21 protein-coding genes and 1 riboswitch are annotated in these 13,062 nt (G+C 70.4%); of the genes, 19 read left to right on the forward strand and 2 right to left on the reverse strand.

Annotation, left to right across the window (positions count from 1 at the left end; translation table 11 throughout):
• The 13 genes from GGD82_RS20145 to GGD82_RS20205 form a co-directional block, all read left to right on the forward strand.
• Positions 1–234 (forward strand): head-tail joining protein (locus GGD82_RS20145; protein WP_184013335.1); only part of this gene is annotated, 234 nt, incomplete at its 5' end.
• Positions 235–329: 95 nt separating this feature from the next.
• The gene (locus tag GGD82_RS20150) at positions 330–914 is read left to right on the forward strand and encodes a hypothetical protein (RefSeq protein ID WP_150064193.1); all 585 of its coding nucleotides are present in this window, start codon (positions 330–332) and stop codon (positions 912–914) included.
• Positions 889–1,365: a phage baseplate assembly protein V gene (locus tag GGD82_RS20155; protein ID WP_150064194.1), complete on the forward strand. Its 477-nt coding sequence runs from the start codon at positions 889–891 to the stop codon at positions 1,363–1,365. Before GGD82_RS20150 ends, GGD82_RS20155 begins: the two co-directional genes overlap by 26 nt.
• A gap of 56 nt (positions 1,366–1,421) precedes the next feature.
• Entirely contained in the window at positions 1,422–1,715 is a 294-nt protein-coding gene (locus GGD82_RS20160) for a PAAR domain-containing protein (protein ID WP_150064195.1), read from the forward strand.
• 4 nt (positions 1,716–1,719) lie between these two features.
• Positions 1,720–2,064, forward strand: coding sequence for a GPW/gp25 family protein (locus GGD82_RS20165; protein ID WP_150064196.1), 345 nt, complete (start codon positions 1,720–1,722; stop codon positions 2,062–2,064).
• Positions 2,061–2,957, forward strand: coding sequence for a baseplate assembly protein (locus tag GGD82_RS20170; protein ID WP_150064197.1), 897 nt, complete (start codon positions 2,061–2,063; stop codon positions 2,955–2,957). The genes GGD82_RS20165 and GGD82_RS20170 overlap by 4 nt, the downstream gene beginning before the upstream one ends.
• Positions 2,950–3,585, forward strand: coding sequence for a phage tail protein I (locus GGD82_RS20175; RefSeq protein ID WP_150064198.1), 636 nt, complete (start codon positions 2,950–2,952; stop codon positions 3,583–3,585). Before GGD82_RS20170 ends, GGD82_RS20175 begins: the two co-directional genes overlap by 8 nt.
• Complete coding sequence (locus GGD82_RS20180; RefSeq protein ID WP_150064199.1) at positions 3,582–4,340, forward strand: phage tail protein; 759 nt, start codon at positions 3,582–3,584, stop codon at positions 4,338–4,340. Before GGD82_RS20175 ends, GGD82_RS20180 begins: the two co-directional genes overlap by 4 nt.
• Positions 4,340–4,660: a hypothetical protein gene (locus tag GGD82_RS20185; RefSeq protein ID WP_150064200.1), complete on the forward strand. Its 321-nt coding sequence runs from the start codon at positions 4,340–4,342 to the stop codon at positions 4,658–4,660. The genes GGD82_RS20180 and GGD82_RS20185 overlap by 1 nt, the downstream gene beginning before the upstream one ends.
• Positions 4,661–4,662: 2 nt before the next feature.
• Positions 4,663–5,394 (forward strand): phage tail sheath family protein, encoded by a 732-nt coding sequence (locus tag GGD82_RS20190; RefSeq protein ID WP_211364855.1) that lies wholly within the window; start codon positions 4,663–4,665, stop codon positions 5,392–5,394.
• Positions 5,394–5,909: a phage major tail tube protein gene (locus tag GGD82_RS20195; RefSeq protein ID WP_150064201.1), complete on the forward strand. Its 516-nt coding sequence runs from the start codon at positions 5,394–5,396 to the stop codon at positions 5,907–5,909. The genes GGD82_RS20190 and GGD82_RS20195 overlap by 1 nt, the downstream gene beginning before the upstream one ends.
• A gap of 103 nt (positions 5,910–6,012) precedes the next feature.
• A complete protein-coding gene (locus tag GGD82_RS20200) occupies positions 6,013–6,282 on the forward strand; it encodes a phage tail assembly protein (RefSeq protein ID WP_150064202.1) in 270 nt (89 codons plus the stop codon).
• Between the two features lie 23 nt (positions 6,283–6,305).
• Positions 6,306–6,416 carry a GpE family phage tail protein gene (locus GGD82_RS20205; RefSeq protein ID WP_150064203.1) on the forward strand — a complete coding sequence of 37 codons (111 nt, stop codon included), beginning with the start codon at positions 6,306–6,308 and terminating at the stop codon, positions 6,414–6,416.
• Here GGD82_RS20205 and GGD82_RS20210 read toward each other — a convergent pair.
• Both GGD82_RS20210 and GGD82_RS20215 read right to left on the reverse strand, forming a co-directional pair.
• Complete coding sequence (locus tag GGD82_RS20210; RefSeq protein ID WP_150064204.1) at positions 6,413–6,670, reverse strand: BrnA antitoxin family protein; 258 nt, start codon at positions 6,668–6,670, stop codon at positions 6,413–6,415. The two genes, GGD82_RS20205 and GGD82_RS20210, sit on opposite strands and share 4 nt — an antisense overlap.
• Complete coding sequence (locus tag GGD82_RS20215; RefSeq protein WP_150064205.1) at positions 6,648–6,911, reverse strand: BrnT family toxin; 264 nt, start codon at positions 6,909–6,911, stop codon at positions 6,648–6,650. Before GGD82_RS20215 ends, GGD82_RS20210 begins: the two co-directional genes overlap by 23 nt.
• A 100-nt stretch (positions 6,912–7,011) precedes the next feature.
• On the opposite strand from GGD82_RS20215, the gene GGD82_RS20220 reads away from it, so the two are divergent.
• From GGD82_RS20220 to GGD82_RS20245, 6 genes are all read left to right on the forward strand, one after another.
• Complete coding sequence (locus GGD82_RS20220) at positions 7,012–8,703, forward strand: phage tail tape measure protein (protein ID WP_150064206.1); 1,692 nt, start codon at positions 7,012–7,014, stop codon at positions 8,701–8,703.
• 180 nt (positions 8,704–8,883) lie between these two features.
• Positions 8,884–9,795 carry a methylisocitrate lyase gene (gene prpB, locus GGD82_RS20225; protein WP_150064207.1) on the forward strand — a complete coding sequence of 304 codons (912 nt, stop codon included), beginning with the start codon at positions 8,884–8,886 and terminating at the stop codon, positions 9,793–9,795.
• Positions 9,796–9,838: 43 nt separating this feature from the next.
• A riboswitch (cobalamin riboswitch) is annotated at positions 9,839–10,057 on the forward strand.
• Positions 10,058–10,250: 193 nt separating this feature from the next.
• A complete protein-coding gene (locus tag GGD82_RS20230) occupies positions 10,251–10,583 on the forward strand; it encodes a hypothetical protein (RefSeq protein ID WP_150064208.1) in 333 nt (110 codons plus the stop codon).
• Positions 10,580–11,878, forward strand: a complete 1,299-nt coding sequence (locus tag GGD82_RS20235; protein ID WP_150064209.1) for a hypothetical protein — start codon at positions 10,580–10,582, stop codon at positions 11,876–11,878. The genes GGD82_RS20230 and GGD82_RS20235 overlap by 4 nt, the downstream gene beginning before the upstream one ends.
• An 86-nt stretch (positions 11,879–11,964) precedes the next feature.
• A complete protein-coding gene (locus tag GGD82_RS20240) occupies positions 11,965–12,894 on the forward strand; it encodes an ArgK/MeaB family GTPase (protein WP_246164026.1) in 930 nt (309 codons plus the stop codon).
• An 87-nt stretch (positions 12,895–12,981) separates the two neighbouring features.
• The coding region (locus GGD82_RS20245) for a GTP-binding protein (protein WP_184013336.1) at positions 12,982–13,062 on the forward strand (81 nt) is incomplete at its 3' end.

A 13,062-nucleotide genomic window follows, 5' to 3' on the forward strand; every position in this document is an offset into this window, starting at 1 on the left:
TACGGCCCGCCGCAGGAGATCGTCGCCATCTTCGACCGTCCTCCCCAGGCCGTGGAGGCGGGCACCAGCGTGCCCGTCTCCGACAGCCGGCCGTGCCTGTGGCTGCGGCTGGCCGACTGCCTTGTCGCGCCGGAGGCCGGCGACCGGATCGTCCTCGATGACGCCGCCTGGACCGTCGCCGAAGCCGTCCCCGACGGCACCGGCAACGCCCGGCTTTATCTGCATGAGATGTAATCTTTTTATCGGCCTATGGCCCTTCGGGCCAACGGCCTCCGCCGCGTGCGCGGCGCCGGCGCAGTCGCGCCGGGTTCCATCATGAGGACGCCACCGTGGCTTTAACACCGAGAGAGACCATCCGCTGCGCGGTGCGCACCGCGCTGCGCGGGGCGGACGACGCGCGCCCGGCGACCGACGCGGGCCGGACGGTGTTCGCCTCGCGCTGCACGCCGCTCGCGCCCCGCCTGCTGCCGGCCATCCTGGTCTACACCCAGAGCGACCGGCGCGACCGCGACCGGGGCGGCGGGGTGATCCAGCGCCACCTCGACGTGGTGGTGGAGGTCGCCGCCCAGGGCGAGGCCGCCGACGCCACCGTGGACCGGCTGTCCATGCAGGTCGAGGCCGCCCTGGACGCCGATCCGACGCTTGGGGGAGCGGTCCAGTCCATCGCCTGGGAGTCCAGCGAGGCCGATTATGACGGCGAGGGCGCCCAGGCCACCGCCGGCCTGCGTCTGACCTTCACGGCGGTCTACGCCACCGTGCCGCCGGACGGCGACGACGGGCCGCTGCCCGCCGGGGTTTATGCCTCCTGGGCGCCGGACATCGGCCCGCCGCACGAGCCCGATTATGTCGATCTGGCCGAGACATTTTTGCCCGATGTGAGGCCCAACGATGGAACGCGCGGCCCCGAACCGTGACCTGACCGACCTGGAACGGCGCGTGGCGAACGTGGTCCGCTTCGGGGTGATCTCCGCCGCCGACTACGCCCGCGCCCGGGTGCGGGTCACGGCCGGAGCGATCACCACCGGGTGGCTGCCGTTCGTCACCGCGCGGGCGCACGACCATGTGACGTGGTGCCCGCCGGAGGTGGGCGAGCAGGTGGTGGTTGTGGCCCCGACGGGAGACCTGGCCCAAGGCGTGGTGATCGGCGCGGTGTACCGGAACGCCTATCCGGCCCCGGAGAGCCGGCCGACCCTCGACCGCACCGTGTACGCGGACGGCTCGACCGTCGCCTATGACCGCGAATCCCACGCCTTCACCCTGGATGTGGTCGCGGCCGGGGCCATCCGCCTGACCGTGGGCCCCTCGTCCCTGGAGATCGACGCCGACGGGATCCGGCTCCAGGCCCCGCGCATCGACCTGAACTGAGTCGGTCGTCGCGGGCTCCGCCGGGCCGCGCCTATATATATAAGGACTCCGCATCCATGCCTGCCGTAACCCGGCGCGGTGACGTCTGCACCGGGCACGGGTGCTGGCCGTCGCGTCCCAGCACCGGCGCCAGCCCCGACGTCTACGCCAACAGAATCGCCGTGCATCGCGAGGGCGACGCCTGGGCGCCGCACACCTGCCTCGCCATTCCTGAGACCCACGCCAGCGTGCTCGCCAGCGGATCGGCCACCGTGTTCGCCAACGGCCGCCAACTCGGGCGCATCGGCGATCCGGTCGCCTGTGGCTCGTCGGTCGCCACGGGCAGCGCCACCGTCTTCGCCGGAGGCTGATCCCATGCGCGGCATGTCCAACGCCAGCGGCCGGGCGCTGTCCGGCCTCGATCACCTGCGCCAGTCCGTCCACGACATCCTGACCACCCGCATCGGCACCCGGATCATGCGCCGGGACTACGGCTCGCGCCTGCCCGCGCTGATCGACGCCCCCATGACGCCCGCGCTTGCGATGGACCTGTACGCCGCCGCCGCCCAGGCCCTGCGGCGATGGGAACCGCGCCTGACCCTGCGCCGCGTGGCCATCACGGCGGCGGAGCCGGGCCGCGTCACCCTGTCGCTCACCGGCCTGTACCGGCCCGATGGCCGGACCGTCACCCTCGACGGCCTTGTTCTGGAGTCCTCATGACCGCCGAACCCCGCATCGACCTGTCCCGCCTGACCGCGCCCGACGTGGTCGAGGCCCTGGACTTCGAGACCATCCTGGCCGCGCTCAAGGCCGACTTCGTCGCGCGCTATCCGGCCTTCTCCGCAGACCTGGAGAGCGAACCGGTGAGCAAAGTCCTGGAGGTCGCCGCCTACCGCGAGATGGTGGTGCGCGCCCGCGTCAACGACGCCGCCCGCGCGGTCCTGCTGGCCGAAGCCACGGGGGCGGACCTGGATCATCTGGCCGCCCTGCTGGCCACGGCCCGCCGGGTGATCGTACCGGCCGACGCCACCACCGACCCGCCGACCGAGGCCGTGCTGGAACCGGACGACGAGCTGCGCGCCCGCGCCCAGCTGGCCATGGAATCGCTCACCGTGGCGGGGTCCGAAGGCGCCTATCGCTATCACACCCTGGCGGCGGACGGGCGGGTGCGCGATGCCCGCATCGACAGCCCGGTGCCCGGTCAGGTGCGCGTCACCGTGCTGTCGCGCGCGGGCGACGGCGCCGCGCCGGAGGACCTGCTGGACGCCGTGACCGCCCATCTGTCGGTGGACGACGTCCGGCCCCTGACCGATACCGTGACCGTGCAGTCCGCGACCATCGTGCCGTGGCGGCTGGAGGCCGTGATCCACTGCTACCCCGGCCCGGCGGCCGCCCCGGTGGTCGCCGCCGCGCGCGCCGCCGCCGAGCGGGTCGCGGCCGATCTGCACGCCCTCGACCACGACGTGACCCTGTCCGCGCTGTACGCCGCGCTGCATCAGCCCGGGGTGCAGCGCGTCGACCTGATCGAACCCGCCGCCGCCGTGGCGGTGGGACCGACCGAAGCGCCCTGGTGTGTGAGCGTCTCCGTGACGGAGGGAGAGCCGGATGTGTGATCGTCTTTTGCCGCCGAACGCCACCGCTCTGGAGCGCGCGCTGGAGGACACCACCGCCCGCCTGGACGCGGTTCCGGCGGAGGTGATCCGCTCGCTCTGGGATCCCTGGGCGTGTCCCGAACCGCTGCTGCCGTGGCTGGCCTGGGCGTGCTCCGTCGACGAATGGGACGACGCGTGGCCCGAAGCCACCCGCCGCCGCGTGATCGCCGACAGCTACAGCGTCCACGCGGTCAAGGGCACCGTGGGCGCGGTCAAGCGGGCGCTCGCGTCCCTGGGCTACGACACCCGGCTGGTCGAGTGGCCCGAAGATGATCCGCCGGCTGACCCCTACACGTTCCGGGTTGAGGTGGACGTGATGGGCCACGCGGTCACCAACCGGACCTATGCCGAGATCGAACGGACGGCGCGCGCCGCGAAGAACGTCCGCTCGCACCTGACCGGTATCCGCGCCGTCGGGCGGGTGGACGCGGCGCTACGCCTGGGCGCCGCCTGCCATGGGGGCGACGTCGTCACCGTCGGCCCCTGGACCCCGCCGGAGGTCCGCGTCTCCGGCCCCCTCCGTCTGGCGGTGCTCTCCACCGCCGTTGAGACCATTACCGTTCGCGCCGGGGAGGCGCCCACACCATGACCCAGGCGTACTACGGCCTTCTCACCACCGTGGGCGGCGCCAAGCTGGCCAACGCGCTTGCCCTGGGCACCACCATCGACCTCACCCACATGGCCGTCGGCGACGGCGGCGGGGCGCCCGTCACGCCGACGGAGCACCGCACCGCTCTGGTGCACGAGGTCTACCGCTCCATGCCCGCCAGCATCCACCGCACCGACGCCGATGCCGCCGTGCTCGAGGCCCTGTTGGTGATCCCGCCGCAAACCGGCGGCTGGTTCATCCGGGAGGTGGGCGCGTTCGACGCGGACGGGGATTTGATCCTGCTGGCGAACTGGCCGGAGACCTACAAGCCGGTGATCGCCGAGGGCGCCTCGAACGACATGGCCCTGAAGATCCAGGCCGTCGTGGAGTCGACCGCGAACATCACCCTGAAGATCGACGCCAGCCTGCAATTCGCGACCCAGGCGTGGGTGCTGGACCGGCTTCCCGGGTACGCCACCACGACCGAGCCCGGGCTGGTCGAACTGGCGACCGACGTGGAAGTGCGTGACGGCGCCGACGCCGAACGCGCGGTCACACCGGCCGCCCTGTCGGCCCGCACCGCGACCACCACCCGCACCGGGCTGGTGGAGTTGGCGACCGTCACCGAGGCCCGTGCGGGCGAAGACGTCACCCGGGCCACCACACCGGCCGGCACGGCCGCGCATGTCTCCGACCGGCTGGCCGCCGAACGCGCCGACCGTCGGGCCTTCACCTTCTTCATGGGACAGCTCTGATGGCATCCGGACGCCTGGGGGCGGCGGCCCCGCCCGCCGACACCCACACCACCGTGTACACCGTGCCGGCCGATACGGCCGCCACGCTCAACATCGCCGTCGTCAACCGGGGCAGCGATCCCGCGACCGTGCGTGTCGCGGTCACGGCCACCACCAATCCCGCCGATGCCGACTGGATCGAATACGACGCCGTGGTTCCGGCCGGCGGCGGGGTCCTGGAACGCTCCGGCATCGTGGCCGGCCCGGGCGAGCGCGTCATCGTCCGCGACGACGCCGGCACCTGCACCTATCGCATTCACGGCTTTGAGGGGAGCGCCTGACCATGGGCCGATTCTTGAGCGAGAGCCGGGCAAGCCTGAGCCCGGACATCCTGGCCGACGGTCCCAACACCACCGATGCCGCCGCCATGGCCTACCGGGGCGATTGGGGCAGTGCCCGCGTCTATGTCATCGATCCGTGGGTGCGGGTGTCCCGCGAGGGCGCCATGGTGAGCGAGCCCGCCAGCGCCCGCGTCGCCGGCCTGATCGCCCGCATCGACAACGACCGGGGCTTCTGGTGGTCGCCGTCGAACCAGACGATCAACGGCATCGTCGGCACCGCCCGGCCGGTGGACTTCGCCCTCGGCGACGCCAGTGCGCGGGCCAACGTGCTCAACGCCCGCGAGGTCGCCACCCTCATCCGCGAGGACGGCTACAGGCTGTGGGGCAACCGCACCTGTTCGGACGATCCGCTGTTCGCCTTCCTGTCCGTGCGGCGGACGGCGGACATCATCCAGGACTCGCTGCTGCGCGCGCACCTGTGGGCCGTCGATCGCAACATCACCAAGACGTACCTGGAGGACGTCGCGGAGGGCGTGAACGCCTATCTGCGCTCCCTGCAGGCGCAAGGCGCGATCCTGGGCGGGCGCTGCTGGCCCGACCCCGACCTGAACAGCCCGATGAACATCGCGGACGGCAAGGTGTTCTTCAACTTCGACTTCACCCCGCCGTATCCGGCCGAGCACATCACGTTCCGCTCGCATCTGGTCGCGGATTACCTTGAGGAGATCCTGTGATGGCCCTGCGCCTTCCCACCGTCGTGCACAAGATGAACCTGTTCGTGGACGGGCAGGGCTACGCCGGGCAGCTGGACGAGGTGACGCTGCCCAAGCTGACCATCAAGACGGCCGATTACCGGTCGGGCGGCCTGGACGCCCCGGTCGAGATCGACCTGGGCATGGAGAAGCTGGAGATCGGCTTTGTGGTCGCGGGCGTGGACGCGGACCTGTTCCGCTCGTTCGGCGTCCTGGGGCGCGACGGCGTGCCCCTGACCCTGCGCGGCGGGCTGACGCGCCAGGGAGGCAGTGACGTGCAGTCGGTGGCGCTGACCCTGCGCGGGACGTTCCGGGAGCTAGACCTGGGCACCTGGAAGCCGGGCGAGCTGACCACCCTGACCGTGGCCGGGTCGCTCACCTACTACAAGGTCGCCATCGCCGGGGCCACCCTGGTCGAGATCGATGTCCTGAACATGGTCCGCATCATCGACGGCACCGACCAGCTCGCCGCCCTGCGCGACGCGATTGGTCTCTGACAGTGGATCGGCGGGCCCTTGGGGGCCCGCCTCCGCCCCATGCGGGGCGCCGGCCCGGTCGGGCCGGTTGGTGCCGCGCATCCTGTGTTTGAAGGAACCCCTTATGTCCGAACCGACCACCGAACCAACCACGTTGGCCCTGACCGTGCCCATCACCGTCGACGGGCGCACCCTCTCCACCGTCACCCTGCGCCGGCCCAAGGTCGGCGACCTGCGCCGCATGGACCGCGCCGGCTCCGGCGATCTGGACAAGACCCTGTGGCTGATCGGCTCCCTGGCCGACCTGACCCCGGCCGAGGTCGACGAACTCGACGCCCGCGATCTGGCCACCATCGGCGAGGTGGTCGCGGGTTTTACCGGGACGGCGGTCTGAGCCCCGCCGCCTGCCGGGCGGCCATGGCCGACATCGCCGCCGTGTTCCACTGGCCGCCCGACGCCCTCGACGCCATGCCCCCCGAAGAGCTGATCCAATGGCACGCCCTGGCGCGGGAGCGGGCGCGCGCCTAAAGCCCGGCCACTTTGCGCAGGGCGTCGTTGATCCGGGATTGCCAACCCGGCCCATCGGACTTGAAGCGGTCAATCACATCCTGATCGAGCCGCAGGCTGACCTGTTTCTTCGGGTGCGCGACGGGCGGTCGCCCCCGGCCGCGCCGAAGGCTATCCGCAAGGTCCGGAAACGCCTGATCGAACGGGACGGCACGGGCAAAGTCCGCTTCCGTCCACTCCGGGTTCTCGGGGTCAGGACTCGGTCGCTTGCTCATAAAGCCTGCACTCCTTTCGGCTGGCGGGCCGCATCGAGATCACCGAAAGGCCGTCCCGCCCCAACCGCGCGAACACCACGGCCAGCGTGGCGTCGTCGAGCCGGCCCATGGCCTTGAAGCGCCCGCTGTGCGCGGGAACCACCAACGACCCCAGGAAGAAGTCAGGGGTCAAAGCGGCGAAGTCCAGCCCGTGCTTGACGAGGTTCGAGAGTCGCTTCGGTTCGTCCCACACGATGACCATGGATTAAATGTATCTACAGTTATTCGGGCCGTCAACGAATTTACGTAGATACAAAAATATATGCTCACCCCCCTGATCCCCACACTCCGGAGCCCCACCCATGGCCGAAGCGGAAGCCAACATCGTGATCCGGGCGATTGATCGCGTGACCGCGCCGATCAAGCGCATCAACGCGGCGGTCGACCGCATGACCCGTCCGCTGCGCCGGATCGGGGACGCCGCGCGGCGGCTGGGCGACGCGGCGGGCCTGGGGCGCCTCGCCGGTGGGCTGCGCAACGCGGGCACCGCTGCCGCCGGGCTGGCCGGACACCTGAGCGGCATCCTGGGACCGCTCACCGCCATCGGCGGCGCGGCCTCCATTGCCGGCCTGGGGCACTTGGTCACCCGCTATGCAGAAGGGGCGGATGAACTCGGCAAGTTCGCCCGTCAGGTGGGCGTCGGCGTCGAGGCTCTGCAGGAGCTGGAGTATGCCGCCGAGCGCCAGGGTGTCACCCAGGACGAGTTCCGGGACTCGCTCAAGACGTTCTCCCAGACCTTCGGGGAGCTGAAGGCCGGCGGCGGTGCGCTCCACGACCTGCTGCAGAAGGTCAACCCGTCGTTCGGGCGCATGGTGGCCGGCGCGGGCAGCACCGAAGAGGCCTTCATGATGGTCGTCCAGGCCATGGGCGATCTGGACGACGAGACCCGCCGGGCCATCCTGGGCAACGCCGCGTTCGGGGAATCCGGCCTCAAGCTGGCGCGCCTGTCGGAGGCCGGCGCGGACGGCATCGCCGCCCTACGCGAGGAAGCCCGCCGGCTGGGGATCGTCCTCAGTGAGGAGGACACCGCCAAGGCCGAGGCCTTCCAGGACAGCATGACGAACCTCCAGAAGGTCATGGAGGGTCTGGGCAACGTCATCGGCGGTGAGCTGCTGCCCCGCATCCAGCCGGTGATCGACGCCCTCACGGGCTGGATCGCCGCCAACCGGGAGATGATCGCCCAGCGTATCGCCGCCGTGGTCCAGCGCATCGCTGATGCGATCCGGTCGATCGACTGGCCGGCGGTGCGGGCCGGCATCGCGGCGTTCGTGGAGCGCATCCAGTCCGTGGTGCAGGCCATCGGCGGCTGGGACAATGCCCTGATCGGCCTGATCGCGATCCTGAACGGCGGGCTGATCGCGTCCATCGTGCAGGTGGGCGGCGCCTTTATGAAACTGGGCGCGATCCTGCTGATGAACCCGGTGCTGGCCATCATCGCGGCCATCGCTGCCGGGGCGTACCTGGTCTATCAGAATTGGGACGCCATCGTGGCCTACTTCACCGAAAAGTTCTCGGGCATTTCGGCGGCGTTCGAGGACGGGTTCCTGAACGGCATCATCAGCGTGCTGGCCGCGTTCAACCCGGTGCTGATCCTGGCCGATACCATCGACGGGCTGGTCCAGTACCTGTTCGGCATCGACCTGTACGCCGTCGGCGCCGACTTCATCGCCGGCTTGTGGGACGGCGTCCGGGCAAAATGGGACAAGTTCCGGGCGTGGCTCGATCAAGCCGTCCAGAAGCTGACCGGCATGCTGCCCGGTTGGGTCAAGGAGCAGCTGGGGTTTGAGGATTCGGGCGACAGCACCCCGGCGGAGCCCGAGGCGCCGGCCCCGGAGCCCGCGGGGCCTGAATCCGCGGCGTCGCGGGCGGAGCGGTACGGCATCGTCCCCTCCTCGGAGCGGCCGAGCGCCGCCGAGTACATCGGTCCGGAGGAGCAGGTGTTCGTGCCGCTTCGCGACCGCTCCCACCCGGGCGCCTCCTCCTGCGCGGCCTGACCGCGACAGGGATATCGTCGCACATCGCCCATTCGTCCCGCCTTCGTTCCCCGTGGGCGCGGACGGATCTGGGCAAGGGCCCTCCCGTCGGATCCTTCGGATCCGGGGCCCTTGCCCCAGACTCCTTCAACGGCGGCGGAGACCCGCCGTCCTGCTTCCGAGTCCGAAAGGTCCTGATCCATGCCCTATCTTGTCGGCGCCGACGCCCCCACCCAGCCCGCGGGGGCGCGTTTCCGGGCTCTTGTCGAGCGCGGCGGCATCCTCCGCGTTCCAGGCGCCCACAACGGCATGGCGGGCTTGCAGGCCCGGGCCGCCGGCTTCGAGGCGCTTTACCTGTCCGGCGCCGCCATGACCGCGTCCATGGGGCTGCCCGACCTGGGCCTCATCACCGTCGATGAGGCGTGTTTCTTCGTCCGTCAGGTGGCGCGGGCGTCGGGCCTGCCGGTGCTGGTGGACGGGGACACCGGCTACGGCGAGGCGCTTAACGTCATGCATATGGTCCGGGCCTTTGAGGATGCCGGCGCCGGCGCCGTGCACATCGAGGACCAGCGCCTGCCCAAGAAATGCGGCCACCTGAACGACAAGGCCCTGGTGGACGCCCACGAGATGGCCGCCAAGGTCGCCGCCGCCGTGACGGCGCGCCGCCATCTGTACGTGATCGCCCGCACCGACGCCGCCGCCAGCGAAGGGCTCGATGGCGCTGTGGCGCGCGCGCGGCTGTACGTGGAGGCCGGCGCGGATGCCATTTTCCCAGAGGCTCTGACCAGCGCCGACATGTTCCGCGCCTTCGCTGAGCGCCTGCCCGGCGTGCCGCTGCTGGCCAACATGACCGAGTTCGGCCGCACGCCGGTCTTCACGGCGGCGGAGTTCGAGGCCATGGGCTACCGCATGGTCATCTGGCCGGTGTCCTCGCTGCGGGTGGCGAACGGCGCCCAGGCGCATCTGTACGAGACCCTGCGCCGCGATGGCTCCACCGAGGCGATGCGGCCCGAAATGCAGACCCGGGCGGAGCTGTACGACCTGTTGGATCTGGCCGCGTTCGAGGCGCTCGACCAGTCCATCGTACGGACGGTGCTGCCTGCGTCTCAATAAAACGGATCGGCCTTGACATGTGGTCCGCTTGGATCGCACGCTTTCGTTCGTCATGCGCGACGGTCCCCGCGAGGGGGTAAAAGGGAATCCGGTGCGCGGCCGCCGTTTACGATGGGCCGCAAGTCCGGAGCTGTCCCCGCAACTGTCAGCGGTGAAGGGTGCTCATTCCATGCCACTGGGGTCCCGGCCGAGAGCCATCCCCGGGAAGGCGAGCCGCCCCACGCCCGCGAGCCAGGAGACCTGCCGCCGCGCCCACTCCCCCCTGTGAACCGACCGGGGAAGTCGGTGGAGGTCGTTCCATGATTCAGAGTCCGTTTGTGACCCCGCGATCGCACCGGGCCGGATCGGCCTAGGCCGTGCGCCCGCCGCGCCCCTGGTCGCGGCCGGACCCGAAACGCTCCCTGCGCACCTCCGTACGGCCGCTCTCGGCCGCGCGTGGATGTGATGACGGGCGTGTGGAGGCAATCCGACCCCGACCACAGGACGACGCCTGGGACGATCCCGGTTGCCTGATCGAATCGGTGCTGCGAAGCGCCGATCCCTCGTCGCATGCCCCCAACATGCCCGACCCCGACACGTTGGTCGTGGCGTGGCTGGCGACGCTGCCGCGCGCGGTGTCGCCGCCGGATGCCGCGCGCGCACTGCTGCGTCGGCTGGCGCCCACCATCCCAACCCCCATGCCGGCGGCTCACCACCGCCTTTTGGATCTGCTGGCCTACGTGGCCGCCCACACTCGGGTCGCGGAACCCGACAACGACACTGAACCCATGGAGGTCCCCCCGTCATGACGTCATCCGCCAATCTCGGCTTTCCGCGCATCGGCGCCCATCGCGAACTCAAGAAGGCCGTTGAGGCGTGCTGGAAGGGCCAGATGGATCACGCCGTTCTCCTTCGCATCGCCGCCGACCTGCGGGCGCGACACTGGACCGCGCAGAAGGACGCCGGCATTGATGTGATCCCGTCCAACGACTTTTCGTTTTATGATCAGGTGCTGGACATGACCGCCGCCCTGGGCGCCGTGCCCGCCCGTTTCGGGCACGGCGGCGGTCCGGTCGGACTGAACACCCTGTTCGCCATGGCGCGCGGCACCGACGCCGCGCCGGCCATGGAGATGACCAAGTGGTTCGACACCAACTACCACTACATCGTGCCGGAGCTGCACCCCGGCCAGCGGTTCGCCCTGTCCACCACCAAGGCCGTCGATGAGTTCACCGAGGCCAAGGCGCTGGGCAAGGCGAAGGAGGCGGACTTCGATCCGCTGTCGCTGCTGGAGTCCGTGCTGCCGGTCTACGTGGAGCTGCTCGGCCGGCTTGCCGCCGCTGGGGCGGAGTGGGTGCAGATGGACGAGCCGATCCTGGCGCTGGACCTGACGCCGGCGCAGCGCGAGGCCCTGACGCGCGCGTACGGCCTGCTCAGCGAGGTTGGGCCGAGCCTGATGCTCGCCAGCTACTTCGGCGGGCTGGGCGACACCACGGCGGTGGCCATTCTGAACTGGTCGTTTGTGCGCGATGACGTGCCGCGGTCTGAGACCTGCCGCCAGATCGCCCTGGCCATCCGCGACGAGGTCCAGGACCTGGAGGCCGCCGGCATCGGCATCATCCAGATCGACGAGCCGGCGCTGCGTGAGGGCCTGCCGCTGCGTACGACCGACTGGGACGCCTATCTGGCCTGGGCGGTGGAGAGCTTCCGGCTGGCGTCGTCCGGCGTGGCCGACGGCACGCAGATCCACACCCACATGTGCTACTGCGAGTTCAACGACATCATGCCGTCGATCGCCGCCCTTGATGCGGACGTGATCTCGATCGAGACGTCGCGCTCGGACATGGAACTGCTCGACGCCTTTGTCGGCTTCCACTACCCGAACGAAATCGGCCCGGGGGTGTGGGACATCCATTCGCCGCGCGTGCCGCCGGTGGACGACATGCGCCGCCTGCTGGAGAAGGCCTCCAATGTGCTGCCCGCTGAAAATCTGTGGGTCAATCCGGACTGCGGCCTGAAAACCCGGGGCTGGCCCGAGGTCAAGGCCAGCCTGGAGACCCTCGTCACGGCCGCGCGCAGCCTGCGTCAGGCCGAGGCGGCGTGATCCGCAGGCCGGACTCAAAAGGGGAGGGAAACCGGATGCCGTCGAGCGATTCCGACAGCGTCCCCGCACAGGGGATGCTCGACGCCCTGACGCTCGACGGCGTTCGGGCGGGCGGCAAGGGGGCGTTGGCCCGCGCGCTGGCCCACATGGAAAGCAACCCGGACGGGGCGCTGACCACGGACCTGCTGACGGCGGCGTGGCGGGCTCCGCGCGCTCACGCCATCGGCATCACCGGGCCGCCGGGGGTCGGCAAGTCCACGCTGGTCAACGCCCTCATCGCGACGTGGCGGCGGGAGGGGCGGAGCGTCGGCATCATCGCCGTCGATCCGTCGTCGCGGCGCTCCGGCGGGGCGCTTCTGGGCGACCGAACCCGCCTGAAAAACGACCCTGAGGACCAGGGTGTGTTCGTCCGCTCCATGGCCGCGCGCGATCATCTGGGCGGGCTCGCCGGGCTGACGACGGCCGCCATGGTGCTCATGCGCGCCATCTACGACGTTGTGCTGATCGAATCCGTGGGCGTCGGCCAGTCTGAAACCGAAATCGTCACCGTGACCGATACGGTGGTGTTCTGCGTCCAACCCGGGTCCGGCGACAGCCTGCAATACATGAAGGCGGGCATCGCCGAGATCCCCCATATCGTGGCAGTGACCAAGGCCGATATGGTCGAGGCGGCGGAGCGGGCGCGGGCCGACGTGGCCGGCGCCCTGGGCATGGCGGAGCACTGGGACTCCTGGGACGTGCCCATCCTCAAGGTCGCGGCCGGTCGCGATCAGGGGGTGGATGCTCTCTGCGCCGCGATCGATCGCCACGCGGCGTGGCTGGACGTTGGCAACCGGCGCGCCCGAACCCGTCACACGCAGGCGGAGGCGTGGCTGGCGGACTTCGTCCGGGAGCGCTTCGGTCGCGATGGTTTGCGCCGGGCCGGACCGCTGACCCTAGCACGCGGCGAGTGTCCCTTTGCCCGTCATGGAACCATCGCCGCACGCTTGACTCACGCCACCGGCCCCGCGCTCTAATCCGGCCCCGACCGCTTGGTCCGAACGTGGGACTGATACGCGGGACCCAGACGCGGGGGCCTCGACCACAGAGAAGGAGACCGCAGCATGCCCTTCGCCAAAGCCATTCCCGTCACGGTCATCACCGGGTTTCTCGGGGCCGGCAAGACGACCCTGGTGCGCCATCTG

It is taken from the genome of Roseospira marina (assembly GCF_014197855.1).
Classification (GTDB): Bacteria; Pseudomonadota; Alphaproteobacteria; order Rhodospirillales; family Rhodospirillaceae; genus Rhodospira; species Rhodospira marina.